We start from the raw sequence: 20,821 nt of genomic DNA on the forward strand, positions 1-20,821 counted from the left end.
GGGGTTGTTCACGAAAACGCAACACCCGTTCCCAATATGCGGACATTGAGGGCTGTGACCTCGACAAACAGGACGTTTGGCTGTCACTCTCCCGCCATGCACCTTGCCCCTCGCGCACCGCGTCGCGCGATAGCCGCCGTCACCATAGCCCTCTTCGCCACCGCTGTCGGCTGTGCTCCGCAACCGGACGACAAGGCCTCCGACAAGGCCTCCACGTCCGCCGGGACCACCTGCGCCAAGGGCAAGCTGGCCACCCAGACCTCCGGCAAGCTGACGATCGCGACGGACGAACCGGCGTACGAGCCCTGGTTCGAGGACGACAAGCCCGCCAACGGCAAGGGCTTCGAGTCGGCGGTCGCCTACGCCGTGGCGAAGCAGCTCGGCTACGACAAGAGCGCCGTCGTCTGGCAGAGCGTCCCCTTCAACAAGGCCTTCGCGCCCGGTGTGAAGACCTTCGACTTCGACATCAACCAGGTGTCGATCAGCGCCGAGCGCAAGAAGGCCGTCGACTTCTCGTCCGGCTACTACGACGTCCGCCAGGCCGTCATCGCGCTCAAGAGCAGCAAGGCCGCCAAGGCGACGACCATCGCCGGCCTGAAGGGCCTCAAGCTGGGCGCCCAGGTCGGCACCACGAGCCTGAACTACATCAGCGACGTGGTGAAGCCGACGCAGCAGGAGGCCGCGTTCTCCAAGAACGACCAGGCCGTCTCCGCGCTCAAGAACGGCCAGGTAGACGCCATCGTCGTCGACCTGCCGACCGCCTTCTACATCACCTCGGCCGAGGTCACCAACGCCAAGATCGTCGGCCAGTTCGAGAACCAGGGCGGCACGCCCGAGCAGTTCGGGCTCGTCCTCGACAAGGGCAGCGACCTCACCTCCTGCGTGACGTCGGCCGTGGACGCGCTCCGCAAGGACGGCACCCTGGCGGCGCTGGAGAAGCAGTGGCTGTCCGACGCCGTCGACGCCCCGGTCCTCAAGTGACCGTGGTGAAGGACGAGCCGGGCCGGGAGGGCGCGGACGACAAGGGCGACATGCCCGGCGGGGGCGACACGTACGTCCCCTCCGAGCGCCGCCTGGAGCGCGAGCGGCACAAACGCGCGCGTGCCCGTCGCGCGACCGCGATCGCCGCGGTGTCGACCCTGGTCACCGCCGTCGTCCTGTACGTGGTCGTGGTCAGCGCGCCGGGCTGGGAGCGCACCAAGGAGACGTTCTTCGACGGGCACTACGCGCGCGAGGCGTTCCCCAAGGTTCTCGAAGGCCTGTGGCTGAACATCCGGCTGCTGCTGATCTGCGGTGTCCTGGTGCTCGTCCTGGGGATGCTGATCGCCATCGCGCGCACCCTGCGCGGGCCGGTGTTCTTCCCGCTGCGGGTGCTGGCGGCGGCGTACACGGACTTCTTCCGCGGGCTGCCGCTCATCATCAACCTGATGATCGTGGTCTTCGGAGTGCCCGCGCTGCGGCTCCAGGGCGTGACCGTCGACCCCGTGTGGCTGGGCGGTACGGCGCTGACGCTGACGTACTCGGCGTACGTGGCCGAGGTGTTCCGCGCCGGCATCGAGTCCATCCACCCCTCGCAGCGCGCGGCGGCCCGCGCCCTGGGCCTGACCAACCGGCAGGCGCTGCGGCACGTGGTGCTCCCCCAGGCCGTACGCCGGCAAGTGCCGCCCTTGTTGAACGATCTGGTGTCCCTCCAGAAGGACACCGGGCTCGTGTCGATCGGCGGCGCGATCGACGCCGTACGGGCGTCCGACATCATCGCGCAGCGCGCCCTCAACTACACGCCGTACATCGTCGCGGGGCTGGTCTTCGTGGCGCTGACCATCCCGATGACCCGCTTCACGGACTGGGTGACCGCGCGGATGGACCGGCAGCGCGCCCAGGGAGGCACGACATGAGCACCGACGACACCGCTCCTGTGCTGCGCATGGAGTCCGTCCGCAAGACCTTCGGCACGTCCGTCGTCCTGCGGGACGTCGACCTGGAGGTCCCTCAGCACACCGTGACCGCGCTGATCGGCGCGTCCGGCTCCGGCAAGTCGACGCTGCTGCGGTGCGCGAACCTCCTGGAGGACATCGACGACGGCGCGATCTGGCTGGACGGCGAGGAGATCACCGACCCGCGCGTCGACCAGGACGCGATACGGCGCCGTATCGGCGTGGTTTTCCAGGCGTACAACCTGTTCCCGCACATGACGGTCCTGGAGAACATCACCCTCGCCCCGCGCCGGGTGCACGGCAGCTCCCGCGCGGAGGCCGAGGCGCACGCGCGTGAGCTGCTGGAGCGGCTCGGGCTCGGGGACAAGGCGGGCGCCTACCCGGACCGGCTGAGCGGCGGCCAGCAGCAGCGGGTCGCGATCGTGCGCGCCCTGGCCGTACGGCCCCGGCTGCTGCTCTTCGACGAGATCACCGCCGCGCTCGACCCCGAGCTGGTCGGTGAAGTGCTCGCCGTCGTCCGGGACTTGAAGGACGAGGGCATGACCATGGTGCTGGCCACGCACGAGATGGGCTTCGCCCGGGACGTCGCCGACCAGGTCTGCTTCCTGGACGGAGGCGTCGTCCTGGAGCGCGGCACCGCCCAGCAGATCTTCGGCGACCCGCAGCAGGAGCGCACCCAGCGCTTCCTGCGACGGATCGTGGAGGCGGGCCGGCTGTGACCGGCCGCTGTGACGGGGCCTCTGTGACGGGTCGTCTGTAAGGGGCGTGCGCCTGGAGGCCGGTGCTTACGCGTCGGCCTTCCCAGCCCCCGCCAGCGCGGCGACCCGCTCCACACCGAACACATACCCCTGCACACCGCACCCCGCGATCACGCCGTCGGCGCGCAGCGAGACGTAGGAGTGGTGCCGGAACGACTCGCGCTGGTGGATGTTGGAGATGTGGACCTCCAACACCGGCAGCCCGTCACAGGTGTTGAGGGCGTCCAGGATGGCGATGGACGTGTGCGAGTACGCCCCCGGGTTGATCACGATGCCGCAGTGGTTGAGCCGCGCCTCGTGGATCCAGTCGACCAGCTCGCCCTCGTGGTTGGACTGCCGGAAGTCCACCGTGCCGCCGTGCCCGGCCGCCGCCTTGACGCACAGCGCCTCGACGTCGGCGAGCGTGTCGGAGCCGTAGATCTCCGGCTGGCGCTGGCCGAGGAGGTTCAGGTTGGGGCCGTTGAGGATCATGATCGGGGCGTTGGCCAGGGTGCGGGGCACGGTTCCTCCGGTCCGTTCGGACATGTCGTTCGAGATGGGCCGCCGATTGACGGCCACTGCTCGGACCCGGTCTATCACGCCGCCTGCGCACCACCGTGCGCCCCCGTAACCGTTGTTCACTGTGGGTAGTTGACGCGGCATGCACGATGCACGCACCGTAGGCCCCCCGTCCATGCTGCGGCTCGCCGCCGCCTCCCTCGCCGGAACCGCGATCGAGTTCTACGACTTCTTCGTCTACGGCACGGCGGCCGCTCTGGTCCTCGGTCCGCTGTTCTTCCCGACGTTCTCGCCGGTCGCGGGGACCCTGGCCGCCTTCGGGACGTTCGGTGTGGGCTTCGTGGCGCGACCACTGGGCTCGATCCTGTTCGGGCACTTCGGGGACCGGCGCGGGCGACGGCCGGTTCTCGTCGCCTCGCTGCTGCTGACCGGTGCTTCGACGGTCGCGGTCGGCTGCGTCCCGTCGTACGGCTCGATCGGGGTGGCCGCTCCCGTGCTCCTCCTGATGCTGCGATTTCTGCAGGGGCTGGGGCTCGGCGGGGAGTGGGGCGGGGCGGTGCTGCTGACGGCCGAGCACGCGCCCGCCGGGCGGCGCGGACTGTGGTCGAGCTTTCCCCAGATCGGGCCGGCGGTGGGGTTCCTGCTGGCCAATGGCGTGATGCTGGCGCTGTCGGCGACCCTGACCGACGCGCAGTTCGCGCAGTGGGGCTGGCGGGTGCCGTTCTGGGTGGCCGGGGCGCTGGCACTGGGCGGGCTGTGGCTGCGTTCGTCGCTCGTCGAGAGTCCCCGGTTCCTCGAAATCGACGACCACGCGCGCGTGCCGCTCGCCGAGGTCGTGCGCGACCACTGGCGGCTGGTCCTGCTGACCGCCGGGGCGCTGTCGGTGGGGTACGCCATCTTCTACGCGGTGACGACCTGGTCCCTCGCCTACGGCACGGAGCGGCTCGGGGTCGGCCGTACCGAGATGCTGGCCTGCATCATGGCCGCCGTGGTGGTGAAGGGCTCACTGACCCCGCTGGTGGCGCTGCTGAGCGACCGCTACGGGCGCCGGCCGCTCTGCCTGCTGGGGTGCGCGGCCGCCGCGCTGTGGATGTTCCCGATGGTCGGGCTGCTCGCCACGGGTGCGCCGCTGCTGATGTTCCTCGGGTTCCTGGGGGCGCTGCTTGCCTTCGTGACGATGTTCGCCGTGCTCGGCGCCTATCTGCCGGAGCTGTACGAGCCGCGGGTGCGCTGCACCGGCGCCGCCGTGGGCTACAACCTCGGCGGGGTCCTCGGCGGCGCGCTCACCCCGATCGTGGCGACGGCGCTCGCCGAGCACGGCGGGCACGTTCCCTGGGGTGTGGGCGCCTATCTGACCGGGGTGGCGCTGTTCAGCCTGGGCTGCTTCGCGCTGCTGCCGGAGACGCGGCCTGTGCGGTTGGCGGTCCCCGAGCCGGCCACCGGGTGAGCCGGCTGGTGACTCGGCTACGGGTTGATCGCCAGCTCCAAGTACGCCGCGAACAGCACCAGATGGACGCCGCCCTGGAGCGGTGTCGCCCGTCCCGGCACCACGGTCAGGGAGCTGACCACCACGGTCAGGGCGAGCAGCACCATGTGGGTCGAGCCGAGGCCGAGGACGAGCGGTCCGGAGAGCCAGATGGACGCCAGGGCGACGGCGGGGATGGTGAGGCCGATGCTGGCCATGGCCGAGCCGAGCGCGAGGTTGAGACTGGTCTGCACGCGGTCGCGGCGGGCGGAGCGCAGGGCGGCGATGGTCTCGGGGAGCAGGACGAGCAGCGCGATGATCACGCCGACGACGGCGTGGTGCAGCCCGGCGGCCTCGACGCCGGACTCGATGGTCGGCGACACGCCCTTGGCCAGTCCTACGACCCCGATCAGGGCGAGGCCGAGCAGGCCCAGGCTGATCAGGGCGGTGCGGGCGGTCGGCGCGTCCGCGTGGTGGTCCTTGGTGATCACCGCACCCTGCCGGGAGACCGGCAGGAAGTAGTCGCGGTGCCGCACGGTCTGCGTGGCCACGAAGAGGCCGTACAGGGCGAGTGAGGACAGTGCGGCGAAGGTGAGCTGGGCGCCGGAGAACTCCGGGCCCGGCTTGCTGGTGGTGAAGGTCGGCAGGACCAGGCTGAGCGTCGCCAGGGTCGCCACGGTGGCGAGGGCGGCGCCGGTGCCCTCGGGGTTGAAGACCGCCGTGCCGTGCCGCAGCGAGGCGACGATCAGGCACAGGCCGACGATGCCGTTGCAGGTGATCATGACGGCCGCGAAGACGGTGTCTCTGGCGAGGGTCGAGCTCTTGTCGCCGCCGTCGGCCATCAGGGTGACGATCAGGGCGACCTCGATGATCGTGACGGCGACGGCCAGGACCAGGGAGCCGAAGGGTTCGCCGACGCGGTGGGCGATGACCTCGGCGTGGTGCACCGCAGCCAGGACGGCCCCGGCGAGGACCAGGGTCACCAGGGCGACGACCACGCCGGGCAGGTCCTTGCGCCCCCAGGTGAAGATCAGCAGGACGGCCGCGAGCACCGGTACGAAGGTCGTCCACCGGGTGGTGAGCGACCTGAGCCGAGTGATCATGAAGAGATCCTCGCAGAGGCGTACGGGCCCCGCACTCCGGCGTCGCGGAGCCCGTCGCGCGCTACTTGAACTCGGTCATGTCCAGGACGTCGCAGTCGGTGAAGGACGGCGGCCTGGTACACAGCGCGGCCATCTGCTGGGCGAATTCGGTGGTACCGGGATCGTTGCTGTTGCGCATGGCGTCCTCGTACGAGTCGAACTCGATCACGACGAGGACGTGGCCGGGCTTGTTCCTGTCCCGCAGGACGAGGCGGTGGGTGGGCCCGCCGTCGCGGCCGGCCATGCGTTTGTCCGCCTCCTCCGCCAGCTCTCGCATCTCGTCGAAGCGGTCGGTCTCGAAGTCGACGATCTGCACGAATTTCATCGCTGCGTCCATGGATGCCTCCACCCGGCCGTGCCACCCCCGGGGTGGGGGCGCTCGGTATCCAACGAAGCACCGGGAGCGGTGGTCGGCAATTCATCGTGCGGTGCTCCCGGTGTTCGTTGTTCCTACGTCCGGCGTGGTCAGGCGTCGATGCTGTCCTTCGGAGCGCCTTCGGTCCCCGTCTGCGCCGCCTCGGCCGCCGCCTGCTTCTTGTTGGCCATCAGGCTGGTGATCGTGGTGACGATCAGGACACCGCAGATCACGCCGAGGGAGACCGGGATGGAGATCTCCGGGACATGGACCCCGGACTCGTGCAGTGCGTGCAGCACCAGCTTGACGCCGATGAAGCCGAGGATGACCGACAGGCCGTAGCTGAGGTGGACCAGCTTCTTGAGCAGGCCGCCGATGAGGAAGTACAGCTGCCTCAGGCCCATCAGGGCGAACGCGTTGGCCGTGAACACGATGTACGGGTCCTGCGTCAGGCCGAAGATCGCGGGGATGGAGTCGAGGGCGAACAGCACGTCCGTCGTACCGATGGCGAGCATCACGACCAGCATCGGGGTCATGACCCGCTTGCCGTTCTCCTGGATCCACAGCTTGGTGCCGTGGTACCGGTCGGCCACGCCGAAGCGGCGCTCGGCGGCCTTGAGCAGCTTGTTCTCCTCGAACTCCTCGTCCTCCTCGTCGGCGCGGGCCTCCTGGATGAGCTTCCAGGCGGTCCAGATGAGGAAGGCGCCGAAGATGTAGAAGACCCAGGCGAAGTTGGCGAGGACGGCCGCGCCCGCCGCGATGAAGACGGCGCGCAGGACCAGGGCTATGAGGACGCCGACGAGCAGCACCCGCTGCTGGTACTGCGAGGGCACGGCGAACTTCGCCATGATCAGCACGAAGACGAAGAGGTTGTCGACGCTCAGCGACTTCTCGGTGATGAATCCGGCGAAGAACTCGCCGCCGGCCTGGCCGCCTCCGAAGATAAGCAGTCCGAGTCCGAAGAGTCCGGCGAGGGCGATCCAGACGATCGTCCAGATCCCGGCTTCCTTGATCGACACGTCATGCGGCTTGCGGCCGATGAAGAAGTCGACGGCGATGAGGGCGGCCAGCCCCACGATGGTCAGGACCCACAGGGTCACGGAAACATCCACTACTGCTCCTCCGGCGGTATTAACGGCAAATGGTCAGCGTCGTCGCTACCGGAGGTCTCTTCCACCTTGGACGGGCGTCCAGGGCCGACGCCCCGGGATCTGGCCTGATCCGTATTGACGGGTACGCCGCAGCAGATAGGGAGTACTCCCCTCCGTACGGAAGAGCTTACCCCAATCACCAAGGAAAGGTAAAGAGATGGGCAAAGAAAAGACAAAGTAGCAGGTGAGAGCTCTTTACCTGTACTTGGTACGCGCTGTCGCAACCTCGGTCAGCACCCGCTGGAGCACCTGACTGCCGGGCGGCACGAGCGAGGGCTCGTACGTCCAGGCATGACCCACCCACGGGTCGGCGAGATGGTCGTCGGGCAGTGGGGTGAGTCGCATCAGCGAACGCCAGAGCGGGTCGAGCAACGGGCCGTAGCCCGCCGCGTCCTCGCGGTCCGCGACCATCATCAGATGGACGCCGACGGCCGGTCCCTCGTCCGCGAGATAGCGCAGCTGGGTCACGGCACGGTCGTCGAAGCCGTGCGGGAAGTCGTTGACGATCAGCAGCTGTTCGGCCGTGTCGAGGCCGGGCGGCAGTGAGTCGGCGGCTCCGCCGCGCACCGCCATCTGCACCAGGTCCACCCGCTGGGTCAGCCGGGCCAGCACGTCCGCGACCCCGGCGGCCCCCACGGCGGGCGGCGCCGCGAGCACGCCGGTGTGCACCAGCGGGACCAGCGCCTGCGCCGCCGAACCGGCCGGGTCGATGACGTGCACGGCGAACTCGCCCACCGGATACACGGCCAGCAGCCGGGCCGCGTGCGCCACGGCCGTGTCGAGCGCGAGGCGCCGCAGCTCGTGGGAGTCGGCGAACGAGCCGTCCAGGGACTCCCCGCCACCGCTGTCGATCCACAGACCGCGCTCCAACGGCAGCCGCACCAGCATCGGGATCCGCAGGTCGGGGCTCTCCGGGAGGTGGAGGTCGCCCAGGCGCAGGGCCATGGGGATCTCCATCGGGACGCGGTATCCGTGCCAGACGGGGTTGTCCCAGCCGGCGAAGGCCAGTGGGAGCGCGGGTTCGACCACCTCGGACTCGGCGGCCAGCTGGGCGAGGTCCCGGTCGAGGGCCGCCCGCGCCTGGTCGACGAGTTGGGCGTGCTTGGCCTGGGCCGCCTCCCGGGCCGCGTCGCCCTGGCCGCCGATCCGGCTGCGCGGGTCGGACAGCGCCTGGTCGAGCTCCTTCTCCATGCGCGAGTCGGCGAAGTCGACCGCGCTGCGGTACGCGGCCATGGTGCGGGCCAGGTCCTCGAACATGCCCCACACCTGGTTGTAGAGCCGCTCCTCCATCGACCACCCGGTCGCGTCACCGGCGACGGGCTGCGCGGCCTGTCCGGGCGGAGCCGGGGGCGCGGTCGGCGCGGGCGACGGGGGCGCCCCGGTCCCCCGACGCGGGTGGCTGTAGTCGATCGGGCCACCGGTGGCGGGGGCGGCGGGCTGGGCGGCGGCCGGGTCCGCGGGGTATCCGGACGGCGGCGCCACAGCGCCTTGCGCACCGTACGGAGAGGTCGACGGCTGCGGTGCTACGGCCCCGGAGGCGCCCGGTGTCGTAGGACCGCTCGCGTCGGGGCCGATGCCCGGTGTGGCCGTCTGGCGGGTGCGGTCGCCGTCCGTGGTTCGAGGTGGGGGTGTTGCCACGGAGCGGGCCAGGCCCCGGGCCACCGCTTCGTTGATGCCGCCCGCGAGGTGGGCGGCCTGGGGCAGGCCCTGGTCGGTGAGGAGTTCGGCCAGGCCGCCCGCGTAGCCCTGGCCGACGGCGCGTACTTTCCAGGCGCCCTGTCTGCGGTACAACTCCAGGGCCACGACTGCCGATTCGGCGTCCAGGCCGGTGATCGTGTAGCTGGCGACCTCGGTGCCGTCGAGGCCGGTGACCGCTACGAAGGGTGCGGCGACGGCCCCGAAGCGGGTGGGGCCGCCGGCGCCGAGGGGCAGCGCGAGCAGCACGCTGACGCGGTGCACGGCCTCCGGCATGGCGCCCAGGTCCACCGCGAGACGGTGGTCGGCGGCGGCCTGCTTGGAGACCTCCAGGCCGGGCAGGGTCGGTGTGCCCGGGTGGGCCACCCATTCCACGCCGTGGATCCTGCCGCGCTCGTCGCCGAGCGTGGCGGCGGCCACGACCGGCTTGCCGGCCGCGACCCGGATCTCCAGACGCATCTGGGAGAGCGGGTGGTTCTGCCCTCGCACCAGCTCGGCCGCCATCGCTCTCGTCCCCCTGCTCAGCCGTGTCGTCCCGTGTGCGCCAAGCCGCCTTACAGGTGCGGCAGGATCGCCGGCATCAGGTCCTGGAAGGTGCGGCCGTTGGTCGGTGTGCCGAGGGCCGTCAGGGTCCAGCCGGAGCCGGTGCGGTGCACCTTCGCCATGATCTGGGCCGTGTACTGGCCGCCGCCCGCCAGCGTGTAGCGGGCCAGCTCCTGGCCGTTGGTCTCGTCGACCAGGCGGCAGAACGCGTTCTGCACCTCCTGGAAGGTCTGGCCCGTGAAGGAGTTCACGGTGAAGACGATCTGGTCGATGTGGACCGGCACGCGCGCGAGGTCGACGAGGATGGCCTCGTCGTCGCCTCCCTGGCCGACACCGCCGACGAGGTTGTCGCCGGTGTGCCGGACGGAGCCGTCGTCGCTCACCAGGTGGCGGAAGAACACCACGTCGACCGGCTGCTTGTCGGCGAACAGTACGGCGGACGCGTCGAGGTCGATCTCCCGGGTGCGCGAGCCGAACAGGCCGCGCCGGGGAGCCGCCTGCCAGCCGAGACCCATGCGCACCGCGGTCAGGCCGGTCCCGTCGTTCTTCTCAAGACTGATGGCCTGACCCTTGGTCATGTTGACGGTCACGGCTGTTCCCCTCTCGAACTGTCCCCTGTTGCCGCGGAATCCACGGCTGCCCAGAACCCTACGCAGCGGCACTGACAGTGCCGAACCCCGCATCGGACTTTGTGTCGGTCTTGCAACACAGAGCGCATATCCCGAGGTCCGGCGCTCCCCCAAGGGGGTCAGGCGAGGCCCGCCTCCTTCATCTGCCGCAGTTCCTTCTTCATCTCGTGCACCTCGTCGCGCAGCCGGGCGGCGACCTCGAACTGGAGGTCCGCGGCGGCGGCGCGCATACGCGCAGTCATCTCCTCGATCTGCTCCGCGAGTTCGGCCGCGGGACGGTCGGTCGGCACCCCGTCCTTGGCCTTCCCCTTGGCCGACTTGGACGCCTTGGCGGCCTTGCCGCCGAGCGCGGGCACGGGGGCCTTGGCGCCCTTGCCGTCCTTGGCCTTGCGATAGCCCGAGCCGAGCAGCTGCTCCGTGTCGACGTCCTCGCGGGCGATCTGCGCGACGATGTCGTTGATCTTCTTGCGGAGCGGCTGGGGGTCGATGCCGTGCGCCGTGTTGTACGCGACCTGCTTCTCCCGGCGGCGGTTGGTCTCCTCGATGGCCTTCTCCATCGCCGGGGTGATCTTGTCGGCGTACATGTGGACCTGGCCGGAGACGTTGCGCGCCGCGCGGCCGATGGTCTGGATCAGGGAGGTACCGGAGCGCAGGAAGCCCTCCTTGTCGGCGTCCAGGATGGCGACCAGGGAGACCTCGGGCAGGTCGAGGCCCTCGCGGAGGAGGTTGATGCCGACCAGGACGTCGAACTCGCCGGAGCGCAGCTCGCGCAGCAGCTCGATGCGGCGCAGGGTGTCGACGTCGCTGTGCAAGTAGCGCACCTGGATGCCGAGTTCGAGGAAGTAGTCGGTGAGGTCCTCGGCCATCTTCTTGGTGAGGGTGGTGACCAGGACGCGCTCGTCCTTCTCGGTGCGCTTCCGGATCTCGTGCACCAGGTCGTCGATCTGGCCCTCGGTGGGCTTGACGACGACCTCGGGGTCGATGAGGCCGGTGGGGCGGATGATCTGCTCCACGGTGCCGTCCGCGCGCGAGAGCTCGTACTTGCCCGGGGTCGCCGAGAGATAGACCGTCTGTCCGATGCGCTTCTGGAACTCCTCCCACTTCAGGGGGCGGTTGTCCAGGGCGGAGGGCAGCCGGAAGCCGTGGTCGACGAGGGTGCGCTTGCGGGAGGCGTCGCCCTCGTACATCGCGCCGATCTGCGGGACCGTGTTGTGCGACTCGTCGATGACGAGGAGGAAGTCCTCGGGGAAGTAGTCGATCAGGGTGTTCGGCGCTGAGCCGGGCTCGCGGCCGTCGAAGTGCATCGAGTAGTTCTCGACGCCGGAGCAGGAACCGATCTGGCGAAGCATCTCCAGGTCGTACGTGGTGCGCATCCGCAGGCGCTGGGCCTCGAGGAGCTTGCCCTGCTTCTCCATCTCGGCCAGCCGCTCGCCGAGTTCCTTCTCGATGTCGTTGACGGCCCGCTCCATGCGCTCGGGTCCCGCGATGTAGTGGGAGGCCGGAAAGACGTAGAGGTGCTCGTCCTCGCTGATGATCTCGCCGGTCAGCGGGTGGAGGGTGGAGAGGGCCTCGATCTCGTCGCCGAACATCTCGATGCGGACGGCCAGTTCCTCGTAGACCGGGAAGATCTCGATGGTGTCGCCGCGGACGCGGAAGGTGCCGCGGGTGAAGGCCAGGTCGTTGCGCGTGTACTGGATGTCCACGAAGCGGCGCAGCAGCTGGTCGCGGTCGATCTCGTCGCCGACCTTGAGAGGGACCATGCGGTCCACGTACTCCTGCGGAGTACCGAGGCCGTAGATGCAGGAGACCGAGGCGACCACGATGACGTCGCGGCGGGTGAGCAGCGAGTTGGTCGCGGAGTGGCGCAGGCGCTCGACCTCCTCGTTGACCGAGGAGTCCTTCTCGATGTAGGTGTCCGACTGCGGGACGTAGGCCTCGGGCTGGTAGTAGTCGTAGTACGAGACGAAGTACTCGACCGCGTTGTTCGGCAGGAGCTCGCGGAACTCGTTGGCCAGCTGGGCGGCCAGGGTCTTGTTCGGCGCCATCACCAGGGTGGGGCGCTGGAGCTTCTCGATCATCCACGCGGTGGTGGCCGACTTGCCGGTGCCGGTCGCGCCGAGCAGGACGACGTCCTTCTCACCTGCCTCGACGCGCCGGGCCAGCTCGGCGATGGCCGCCGGCTGGTCGCCGCTGGGCTGGTAGGAACTGACGACCTCGAAAGGCGCCACCGTGCGTTCGATGTGGGAAACGGGCCGCATGGAACCAACCGTACGACCCGCCACTGACAACGGGGTCGGATCAGCGGTTCTGCGGGGTGCGGGAGCGACGGTGTCCGAGGTCGCGGTCGGCGCGGACCGGGGTGCGCCGGGGGTGCGGGACGACGGCGCCGGCCGGGACGCCGGGCTTGTGCTCGACGGGGAGCCGGGCGGGCTTCCCCATGACCATCAGCGGGTCGAACAGCACGACGACACCGGCCAGGGCCAGGAAGGCGAGGGGGCCGATCATCATGGGCGCGAGCAGTGACGCGGCGGAGACTCCGTCGGTGGTCGCGGCCGTGCCGTGGACGTGGACGGTGAGGGCGGCCATCCCGGTGTAGTGCATGCCGGTGACGGCGAGCCCCATGATGAGGCTCGCGCCCACGCTCCACAGGAATCCGCGGACCTGTCCGGCCGCCCACAGGGCGCTGATCGCGGCGACGACCGCTATGACGACGGAGGCGGTGACCGTGAAGGTGTTGTACTCGAGCTTTCCGTTGAGGCGCATGCCGGCCATGCCCAGGTAGTGCATCGAGGCGATGCCCAGGCCGGTGAGGGTGCCGCCGGTGAACAGGGCCGTCCCCCTGGCTCCCCGGTAGCCGACGATGAAGATCCCGACGCCCACCATGACGATGGCGACGGCGAGGCTCGCGAAGGTCATCGGCTTGTCGTAGTGGACCGGTGTCTGGCGGACCGAGAAACCCATCATCGCGATGAAGTGCATCGTCCATATGCCGGAACCGATGGCCGCCGATCCCAGGGCGAGCCAGCCGGGCCTCCAGGACTGGGCCACGAGCATCGATCTGGTGGTGCAGCGCAGGCCGAGCGCACCGCCAAGGCAGGCCATGAGGTAGGCCACCAGCGGTGTGACGAGTCCGTAGCTGAAACCGTCGACCGTGCCCTGCATGCGCAGTAACCCTTCCGCCCTGTTCCGTCCCGCAAATTCCTGAAACCCGCCCAGCCCCAGGACCGCAGGAACGGTCAGGGTCGACGCAGAGAGTATGACCCCCACCGGAATGGTCGAACGATTTTCCGGCAAAGAAACACGGCCCCGCCCCACTTGTGCGGCACCGGTGAGCGGACTTGGGCAACTCCATTCATTCTGTGTCCATCCCGTACCCCACGGGTAGTGACGTTCCGCTGTCATTCTCGAGCCGTATGTGATCGCTCGACGCGAGGAGTACGCATGCACCTGCGCGCAGTTGCCGCCTCGACCACCGCGCTCCTGGGGGCCGCCGCCCTCCTGCTCCCCTCCCCCCGGGCCAGTGCCGGTGACGCCGCCCAGTGGCCCACCGTGGTCGCCCATCGCGGCGCGTCCGCCTACGCCCCCGAGAACACCCTGGCCTCCATCGACAAGGCGGCCCGGCTCGGTTTCCAGTGGGTGGAGAACGACGTCCAGCGCACCAAGGACGGCGAACTCGTCGTCATCCACGACGACAGCCTGAAGCGCACCACCGACGTCGCGAAGGTGTTCCCCGACCGGGCCCCCTGGAAGGTGAAGGACTTCACCGCCGCCGAGATCGCCCGCCTCGACGCGGGCAGCTGGTTCGGCCCCGCGTTCACGGGCACGCGCGTGCCCACGCTCACGCAGTACATGCGCGAGGTGGAACACAACCACCAGAGCCTGCTCCTGGAGATCAAGAACCCGGAGCTGTACCCCGGCATCGAGCAGCAGACCCTCAAGGTCCTGGGCAACGAAGGATGGCTCGACCAGTCCCACCTCGGCGGCCGGCTGATCGTGCAGAGCTTCAGCGCGGACAGCATCCGGATCGTGCACGACCTCAGCCCCGGCATCAGGACCGGCTTCCTCGGCACGCCTTCCGTCTCCGCCCTGCACGAGTACGCCGCCTTCACCGACCTGATCAACCCGTCGTACGGCTCGATCTCCACGAGCTACGTCTCCGCCGTGCACGGGCTCACGGGCCCGCACGGCACTCCGATGGAGGTGTACGCCTGGACCGTCGACGACGCGCCCACCGCCTGGAAGGTCGCCGGGTACGGCGTGGACGGCATCATCACCAACAAACCGGACGTGGTGCGGTCCGCGCTGAACGGGTTCTGAGACCGCTCGCGGGGCGTTGTCAGTGCCGGGTCGTACGGTGGGCGCATGGACAGCCATGGGCAGAACGAGCAGCGGGTCGAGTGGACCGTCGTCGGCACCGACATCGGTCCGCTGCTGCTGGCCGCGACACAGGACGGCCTGGTCAACGTCGTCTTCCACGCCACGGACGCGGTGCGCGACAGGACACTCGACCGGCTGGCGTCCCGGCTGGGCACCGAACCGGTCGAGGCGCCCGACTCCCCCTTGCTGGCCGAGGCGATACGTCAGTTCGAGGCCTACTTCGCCGGAACGCGACGCGACTTCGACCTGCCGCTCGACTGGTCCCTGATCTCCGGCTTCAACCGGCAGGTGCTGCGCGAGCTGGCGTCCGGCGTCCCGTACGGCTCGGTCGTCGGCTACGGCGATCTGGCCGGGCGGGTCGGTCAGCCGCGTGCGGCCCAGGCGGTGGGGGTCGCGATGGGTTCCAATCCGCTGCCGGTCGTGGTGCCGTGCCATCGGGTCGTGGAGAGCGACGGCGGTATCGGCGGGTTCGGGGGCGGCCTGGAGACGAAGCGGAAGCTGCTGGCGCTGGAGGGGGTGCTGCCCGAGCCGTTGTTCTGAGCTCGGGCAGGTGACTACGGGGGGAGAGACCGTGCTGGGGAAGACCGGTTGCACATGCGGTCACAGTGACTGCGGGTGCGCGTTGTGACCGCCCTGGAGGAGCGGGCCGTCACGGCCGAACGGCTGCCCGCCCTGCGGCGTCGGATCTCCGGCGTGCTCATCGCGACCCAGATCCTGGGCGGGCTCGGTGTCGCCACCGGGATCGCGCTGGCCGCCGTCCTGGCCAAGCAGATCAGCGGGACCGAGTCGCTGTCCGGGCTGGCGCCCACGGCGACCGTCACGGGCACCGCGCTGCTGTCGATGCCGCTGGCGGCGCTGATGACGGCACGCGGCCGGCGTCCCGGCCTGGTCCTCGGCTATCTGGTCGGGGCGCTGGGAGCCGGTGTCGTGGTGCTCGCCGCGAGCATCGGGAGCTTTCCGCTGCTGCTGTGCGGCATGGCCTGCTTCGGGGCGGCCTCGTCGGCGAATCTGCAGTCCCGGTTCGCCGCCGCCGATCTGGCCGAGCCGGAGCAGCGGGCGCGGGCCATCTCACGTGTCGTGTGGGCGACGACCATAGGGGCGGTCCTCGGACCCAACATCGCCGCGCCCGCGGGCCGTAGCGTCTCCGGGCTCGGGATACCCGAGGCGGCGGGCCCCTTCCTGTGGGCGGGCGGGATCTTCCTGGTCGCCGCGGTCGTGGTCGCCGTACTGCTGCGGCCCGATCCGTTGTTGACGGCCCGGGCGCTCGCGCCGGAGGAGGACCGGTCACCGGCCGCGCGGTCGCTGCGGGCGGGGTTCGCCGCGGTGGCCGCCTCGCCGCGGGCGCGGCTCGCGCTGGTGACGGTGGCCGTGGTGCACACCGCGATGGTGTCGGTGATGGCGATGACTCCGGTCGAACTGGGCCATCACGGGGCGAGCATCGATCTGGTCGGGCTGGTGATCAGCGGACACATCGCGGGGATGTACGCGTTCTCGCCGCTCATGGGGAGGCTGTCCGACCGGGTCGGGCGGCTGTCCGGGATAGGGCTCGCGGTGGGGCTGCTGGCCTGCGCCGCGTTCCTCGCCGGTACGGCCGGCGGAAGTCACGGGCGGATCGCGCTGGGGCTGTTCGTACTGGGCCTGGGCTGGTCGGCGGGGCTCGTCTCCGGCTCGGCGCTGCTCACCGACTCGGTCCCGCAGCCCGCGCGCGCCGCCGCACAGGGCCTGTCCGACCTCACCATGAACAGCTCGGCGGGCATCGGCGGGGCGGTGGCCGGTCTGGTGGTCGCGGAGGCCAGCTACGGCTGGCTGAACCTCGCCGCCGCCTGCCTGCTGATACCCCTGGCCGCGCTGGCGCTGTTCACCCGCTCCCGGAAAACCCCGGTTTCCGATGGCCCGCGGAGGGTGGCCGGGACGCCGAGCCGGTAGCAGACTCCGCCATGCGCGCGCACAGCCACTGGCATCCGGGGGATCGGAGCCGAAGGGACGGCGATCACGCATGAGTGGAAGCGGAAACAGGGCAGTCGCGTATCTCAAGCCGGGAGCGGTCGAAGTCAGGACCATCGACTACCCGACGCTTGAACTGCAGGACGGGCCGGGAGTCGCCCAGGCCAACGTCGGCCGCAAGGTCCGGCACGGGGTGGTCCTGAAGGTGCTCGCCAGCAACATCTGCGGCAGCGACCAGCACATGGTGCGCGGTCGGACGACCGCGCCCGAGGGGCTGGTCCTCGGACACGAGATCACCGGAGAGGTCGTCGAACGGGGTCCGGACGTCGAGTTCATCGACGTGGGCGACATCGTCTCCGTACCGTTCAACATCGCCTGCGGGCGGTGCCGCAACTGCAAGGAGCGCAAGACCGGCATCTGCCTGAACGTCAACCCGGCCCGGCCTGGGGCGGCCTACGGCTATGTCGACATGGGCGGCTGGGTCGGCGGTCAGGCCGAGTACGCCATGGTCCCGTACGCGGACTTCAACCTGCTGAAGTTCCCCGACCGGGACGAGGCACGCGAGAAGCTGCTCGATCTGACCATGCTGTCGGACATCTTCCCGACCGGTTTCCACGGCGCGGTCACCGCGGGCGCCGGGGTCGGGTCCACGGTGTACGTCGCCGGGGCGGGTCCGGTCGGGCTCGCGGCGGCAGCGTCGGCGCAGCTGCTGGGCGCCGCGGTCGTCATCGTCGGCGACCTCAACGCCGAACGCCTGGCCCAGGCAAGGAGTTTCGGCTGCGAGACCGTGGACGTCTCGCGCGGCGACATCGGAGAGCAGATAGCCGGGATCCTCGGCGAACCCGAGGTGGACGCGGCGGTCGACGCGGTCGGCTTCGAGGCACGGGCACACGGCCCGAACGCCCCGGAGGCACCGGCGACCGTCCTCAACTCGCTGATGGGCGTCACGCGCGCGGGTGGTGCCCTCGGCATCCCCGGGCTGTACGTCACCGACGACCCCGGCGGGATCGACGAGGACGCGAAGAGCGGCACCCTGAAGGTGCGGCTCGGCCTCGGCTGGGCCAAGAGCCACCGGTTCACGACCGGTCAGTGCCCGGTGATGACGTACCACCGGAGTCTGATGATGGCGATCCTGCACGGACGCGTGCACATCGCCAAGGCGGTCAACGCGACCCCGATCGCGCTGGAGGACGCACCGCGCGGCTACGCCGAGTTCGACCAGGGCGCCAGCCGCAAGTACGTGCTCGATCCGCACGGGACGCTGGCCGGCATCAGCCCGGTCTGACGCACGGGAACGCGGGGGCCACGCACGCGTGGCCCCCGTTTTCCATGTCGGACGGTGATGATGTCTCCCACAGCCCGCGAGGGTTTGACCGGGCACTGAGCCCGCCAGGGATGAGGGAAGACCGAACGACAGGAGGCGCGTGGTGCTAGTGGTGTCCGAGGAAGTACGCGAGGCGATCGACGCGCGTCGACCCGTGGTGGCCCTGGAGTCGACGATCATCGCGCACGGGCTGCCGCGCCCGCGCAATCTGCAGGTGGCGCTGGAACTGGAGGCGGCGGTACGGCAGGAGGGCGCGGTCCCCGCGACGATCGCCGTGCTGGACGGGCGGCCCCATGTCGGCCTGGACAAGGAGCAGTTGGAGCGGGTCGCCAACGAGGACGGGATCCGCAAGCTCGGCCACCGTGATCTGCCGCTCGCGGTGGCGGCGGGCGCGAGCGGGGCGACCACGGTGTCGGCGACGGCGCTGCTGGCGGCGCGGGCGGGTGTCCGGGTGTTCGCGACCGGGGGCCTGGGCGGGGTGCACCGGGAGTGGACGGTGACGCAGGACGAGTCCGCCGACCTGGGGCTGCTGGCGTCCACCCGGATCACGGTGGTCTGCGCGGGCGTGAAGTCGATCCTGGACGTGCCGGCGACCTTGCAGCGCCTGGAGACGCTTGGCGTGGCGGTCGCCGGATACGGCACGGACCGCTTCCCCGGCTTCTACCTCTCCGACTCCGGATACCCGGTGGACTGGACGCTGGAGACCCCGCAGCAGGTGGCGGCCGTGATGCGGGCGCAGGACGCGCTCGACGCCCCGGAGTCGACGCTGATCGTCGCCAACCCCGTGCCCGAGGACGAGCAGTTGGATCCCGCGCTGCACGCGCGCGTGCTCGCCGACGCGCTGCACGCGTGCGAGGCGGAGGGCATCACCGGGCAGGCGGTCACCCCGTTCCTCCTCGGCTACCTCGTGGAGCACACGGACGGTGCCTCGCTGAGCGCCAATCTGGCGGCCGTGCGCGGCAACGTACGGCTGGCGGGGCGGATCGCGGCGGCCTGGGCAGAGGAGGCGTGACGACCGGGCCGGCCGGCGCGCTCCTGGTCGTCGGGGACGTGGTCACGGACATCGTGGCCCGGCATCGGGGCCCGCTCGCCCCGGGCACCGACACGGCTGCCGTGATCCGGACCGTGCCGGGCGGCGCGGGCGCCAACGTGGCGTGCTGGGCGGCCCATTGGGGCTGCGCTGACGTACGGCTGCTCGGTCGCGTGGGTGCGGACTCGGCGGCATGGCACGAGCGGGAGCTGGTCGCCTCCGGGGTACGGCCCCGTCTCGTCGTCGATCCGGAGGCGGCGACCGGGACGGTGATCTGCCTGGTCGACACGGGGGCGTCGGCCGAGCGGACGTTCCTCACCGACAGTGGCGCGGCGCTGCGGCTCGGCCCCGAGGACTGGTCGGACGCACTGCTGGACGGCGTCGTACGGCTGCATCTGTCTGGGTATCTGCTGTTCTCCGGGCCGAGCCGGGCGTTCGTGGCCACGGCGGTGGAGTCGGCACGCGCGCGTGGGGTGCCGGTGAGTCTGGATCCGGCATCGGCGGGGTTCCTGGAGGAGCTGGGTGTGGACCGATTCCTGGCGCTCGTCGAGGGGGTGGACATGCTGCTGCCCAGCCGGGACGAGGCGTGTCTGCTCACCGGGTTGCCCGATCCGGCGGACGCGGCGGCCAAGTTGAGCCGTCATGTCCCCCTGGTGGTGACCAAGCAGGGCGCGCAGGGGGCCTTGGTGGCCCACTCCGGGACGGTCCACGCACACGTACCGGCCGAGCCCGCCACGCCCCGGGACACCACGGGCGCGGGCGACGCGTTCACGGGGGCGTTCCTCGCGACGCTGCTGACGGGCGCCGATCCGGAGGAGGCGGCACGGGAAGGGTGTCGAGCGGGGGCGCGAGCGGTGCAACGAGTGGGAGGGCGACCGCCTGGGCGGGGGTGACGGGCAGTGCCCCTTGGAGGAAGGGCCGGCCATCACATCTCAAGCGACACCCGCCCGGCGTCAACTCCCGCTCCCCGCCTACCCCTTCCGCCCCCAGGCCGAGATCATCGGTGCCGTCGCCAGGTCCATCGTGCCGGAGGCGACGTTGGCCAGGTGGCGGTCGATGTCCTCGTCCGTGGCGAGGCCCGCGGTGACGAGCTGGTCGCGGATCTGGCGGACCGTGGCGGATTCCAGGGCGGCGCAGGCCGGTGAGGTGACCGGGAAGTACGCGTCGGCCTCCACCCGGCGCAGGCCGGCCTCGCGGAGCAGGCGCGGGAGTTTGCGGCCGTAGGAGAGGTCGGCGCCCCGGTCGGCGAGGAGTTTGCGGAAGCCGTGGCGGAGGCGGTTCGCGAGTTGCTGCTCGGGGCCGTGTTCGTCGGGGCAGAGCAGGGGCTGGAGGGCGGGGTCGGCGTCCTCGATCAGGAGGCGTCCACCGGGGCGCAGGGACTTGATCATCGAGCGCAACGCCCGTTCCCGGTCCGGGACATGGACGAGGACAAGGCGGGCGTGCACGAGGTCGAAGCCCTCCCCCGGCGGTTCCTCGGCGCCGACGTCGTGGACGCGCACCTCGATCGGCGGGCGGGCCACCGAGGCGACCTGGGAGATGTCGATGTCGGTCGCGACGACCTTCCCGGTCGGTCCGACCTTCTTGGCCAGCCAGGACACCACCGAGGTGCCGCCGACACCGACCTCCCAGACCCGCCAGCCGGGTCCGACGCCGAACCCCTCCATGTGCCGGAACGTGGTGGGGTCGAAGAGCGTGGCGAAGGCGTCGAAGCGCTGCCCCGCCTCGGACTGCCGGTTGTCGAGGAGATACCCGTCGGATCGCGTCATGCCGCGATCATCCCAGTTGCTCCGCTTCTCGGGAGGGGGCGACGCTCCGGTTCCCCACCCCCTCGCCACGACCGTGCACCTGTTCATCCACAGCCGGGAACAAAGCGGAGGATTCCGTTCCCACAGGCTTACCCGCCGCTCACGTCGGCCTGGCAAACTGGCACGCCAGGCGCAGAAATGCGATGCGAGGGGATCCACGCAAGGAGATCC

19 protein-coding genes are annotated in these 20,821 nt (G+C 70.4%); 10 read left to right on the top strand and 9 right to left on the bottom strand.

The genetic code is table 11. The annotated features are described in order from the left end of the window. Positions 1 to 96: 96 nt before the first annotated feature. The 3 genes from SSP08S_RS10705 to SSP08S_RS10715 are packed head-to-tail and all read left to right on the top strand — an operon-like array spanning position 97 to position 2,653. A complete protein-coding gene (locus SSP08S_RS10705) occupies positions 97 to 981 on the top strand; it encodes an ABC transporter substrate-binding protein (protein ID WP_019067584.1) in 885 nt (294 codons plus the stop codon). Further along, positions 978 to 1,895 (top strand): amino acid ABC transporter permease, encoded by a 918-nt coding sequence (locus SSP08S_RS10710; RefSeq protein WP_019067585.1) that lies wholly within the window; start codon positions 978 to 980, stop codon positions 1,893 to 1,895. The genes SSP08S_RS10705 and SSP08S_RS10710 overlap by 4 nt, the downstream gene beginning before the upstream one ends. After that, a complete protein-coding gene (locus SSP08S_RS10715) occupies positions 1,892 to 2,653 on the top strand; it encodes an amino acid ABC transporter ATP-binding protein (RefSeq protein ID WP_019067586.1) in 762 nt (253 codons plus the stop codon). The genes SSP08S_RS10710 and SSP08S_RS10715 overlap by 4 nt, the downstream gene beginning before the upstream one ends. Before the next feature lie 66 nt (positions 2,654 to 2,719). Here SSP08S_RS10715 and aroQ read toward each other — a convergent pair whose 3' ends face one another. Further along, positions 2,720 to 3,193, bottom strand: a complete 474-nt coding sequence (gene aroQ / locus SSP08S_RS10720) for a type II 3-dehydroquinate dehydratase (protein WP_026178372.1) — start codon at positions 3,191 to 3,193, stop codon at positions 2,720 to 2,722. A 139-nt stretch (positions 3,194 to 3,332) separates the two neighbouring features. Here aroQ and SSP08S_RS10725 point away from each other — a divergent pair, with 139 nt between their 5' ends. Then, complete coding sequence (locus SSP08S_RS10725) at positions 3,333 to 4,637, top strand: MFS transporter (RefSeq protein ID WP_245607859.1); 1,305 nt, start codon at positions 3,333 to 3,335, stop codon at positions 4,635 to 4,637. 17 nt (positions 4,638 to 4,654) lie between these two features. On the opposite strand, the gene SSP08S_RS10730 is transcribed toward SSP08S_RS10725, so the two are convergent. From SSP08S_RS10730 to SSP08S_RS10760, 7 genes are all read right to left on the bottom strand, one after another. Beyond that, entirely contained in the window at positions 4,655 to 5,758 is a 1,104-nt protein-coding gene (locus SSP08S_RS10730; RefSeq protein ID WP_019067589.1) for a calcium:cation antiporter, read from the bottom strand. Between the two features lie 61 nt (positions 5,759 to 5,819). Continuing rightward, the gene (locus SSP08S_RS10735) at positions 5,820 to 6,134 is read right to left on the bottom strand and encodes a hypothetical protein (protein WP_019067590.1); all 315 of its coding nucleotides are present in this window, start codon (positions 6,132 to 6,134) and stop codon (positions 5,820 to 5,822) included. 128 nt (positions 6,135 to 6,262) lie between these two features. Continuing rightward, positions 6,263 to 7,264: a TerC family protein gene (locus SSP08S_RS10740; RefSeq protein ID WP_026178373.1), complete on the bottom strand. Its 1,002-nt coding sequence runs from the start codon at positions 7,262 to 7,264 to the stop codon at positions 6,263 to 6,265. A 234-nt stretch (positions 7,265 to 7,498) separates the two neighbouring features. Beyond that, entirely contained in the window at positions 7,499 to 9,502 is a 2,004-nt protein-coding gene (locus SSP08S_RS10745; RefSeq protein ID WP_019067592.1) for a TerD family protein, read from the bottom strand. Between the two features lie 50 nt (positions 9,503 to 9,552). Continuing rightward, the gene (locus SSP08S_RS10750) at positions 9,553 to 10,131 is read right to left on the bottom strand and encodes a TerD family protein (RefSeq protein WP_019067593.1); all 579 of its coding nucleotides are present in this window, start codon (positions 10,129 to 10,131) and stop codon (positions 9,553 to 9,555) included. A gap of 158 nt (positions 10,132 to 10,289) precedes the next feature. Continuing rightward, positions 10,290 to 12,428 (bottom strand): excinuclease ABC subunit UvrB, encoded by a 2,139-nt coding sequence (gene uvrB, locus SSP08S_RS10755; RefSeq protein ID WP_019067594.1) that lies wholly within the window; start codon positions 12,426 to 12,428, stop codon positions 10,290 to 10,292. A 40-nt stretch (positions 12,429 to 12,468) separates the two neighbouring features. Further along, entirely contained in the window at positions 12,469 to 13,332 is an 864-nt protein-coding gene (locus SSP08S_RS10760) for an MHYT domain-containing protein (protein ID WP_019067595.1), read from the bottom strand. Between the two features lie 279 nt (positions 13,333 to 13,611). On the opposite strand from SSP08S_RS10760, the gene SSP08S_RS10765 reads away from it, so the two are divergent. The 6 genes from SSP08S_RS10765 to SSP08S_RS10790 all read left to right on the top strand — a co-directional run bounded on the left by SSP08S_RS10765 (position 13,612) and on the right by SSP08S_RS10790 (position 19,738). Next, positions 13,612 to 14,487, top strand: a complete 876-nt coding sequence (locus tag SSP08S_RS10765) for a glycerophosphodiester phosphodiesterase (RefSeq protein ID WP_019067596.1) — start codon at positions 13,612 to 13,614, stop codon at positions 14,485 to 14,487. A 45-nt stretch (positions 14,488 to 14,532) separates the two neighbouring features. After that, a complete protein-coding gene (locus SSP08S_RS10770) occupies positions 14,533 to 15,087 on the top strand; it encodes a methylated-DNA--[protein]-cysteine S-methyltransferase (RefSeq protein WP_019067597.1) in 555 nt (184 codons plus the stop codon). 75 nt (positions 15,088 to 15,162) lie between these two features. Continuing rightward, positions 15,163 to 16,473 carry an MFS transporter gene (locus SSP08S_RS10775; protein ID WP_026178374.1) on the top strand — a complete coding sequence of 437 codons (1,311 nt, stop codon included), beginning with the start codon at positions 15,163 to 15,165 and terminating at the stop codon, positions 16,471 to 16,473. Between the two features lie 70 nt (positions 16,474 to 16,543). After that, positions 16,544 to 17,776, top strand: coding sequence for a formaldehyde dehydrogenase, glutathione-independent (gene fdhA, locus SSP08S_RS10780; RefSeq protein ID WP_019067599.1), 1,233 nt, complete (start codon positions 16,544 to 16,546; stop codon positions 17,774 to 17,776). Positions 17,777 to 17,915: 139 nt separating this feature from the next. After that, positions 17,916 to 18,827 carry a pseudouridine-5'-phosphate glycosidase gene (locus SSP08S_RS10785; protein ID WP_026178375.1) on the top strand — a complete coding sequence of 304 codons (912 nt, stop codon included), beginning with the start codon at positions 17,916 to 17,918 and terminating at the stop codon, positions 18,825 to 18,827. Beyond that, entirely contained in the window at positions 18,824 to 19,738 is a 915-nt protein-coding gene (locus tag SSP08S_RS10790; protein ID WP_019067601.1) for a carbohydrate kinase family protein, read from the top strand. The genes SSP08S_RS10785 and SSP08S_RS10790 overlap by 4 nt, the downstream gene beginning before the upstream one ends. A gap of 78 nt (positions 19,739 to 19,816) precedes the next feature. Here SSP08S_RS10790 and SSP08S_RS10795 read toward each other — a convergent pair whose 3' ends face one another. Next, on the bottom strand, positions 19,817 to 20,611 hold the full coding sequence (locus SSP08S_RS10795; protein WP_019067602.1) for a methyltransferase domain-containing protein: 795 nt from the start codon (positions 20,609 to 20,611) through the stop codon (positions 19,817 to 19,819). Positions 20,612 to 20,821 lie beyond the last annotated feature (210 nt).

This window comes from Streptomyces hokutonensis, from assembly GCF_000376565.1.
Classification (GTDB): Bacteria; Actinomycetota; Actinomycetes; order Streptomycetales; family Streptomycetaceae; genus Streptomyces; species Streptomyces hokutonensis.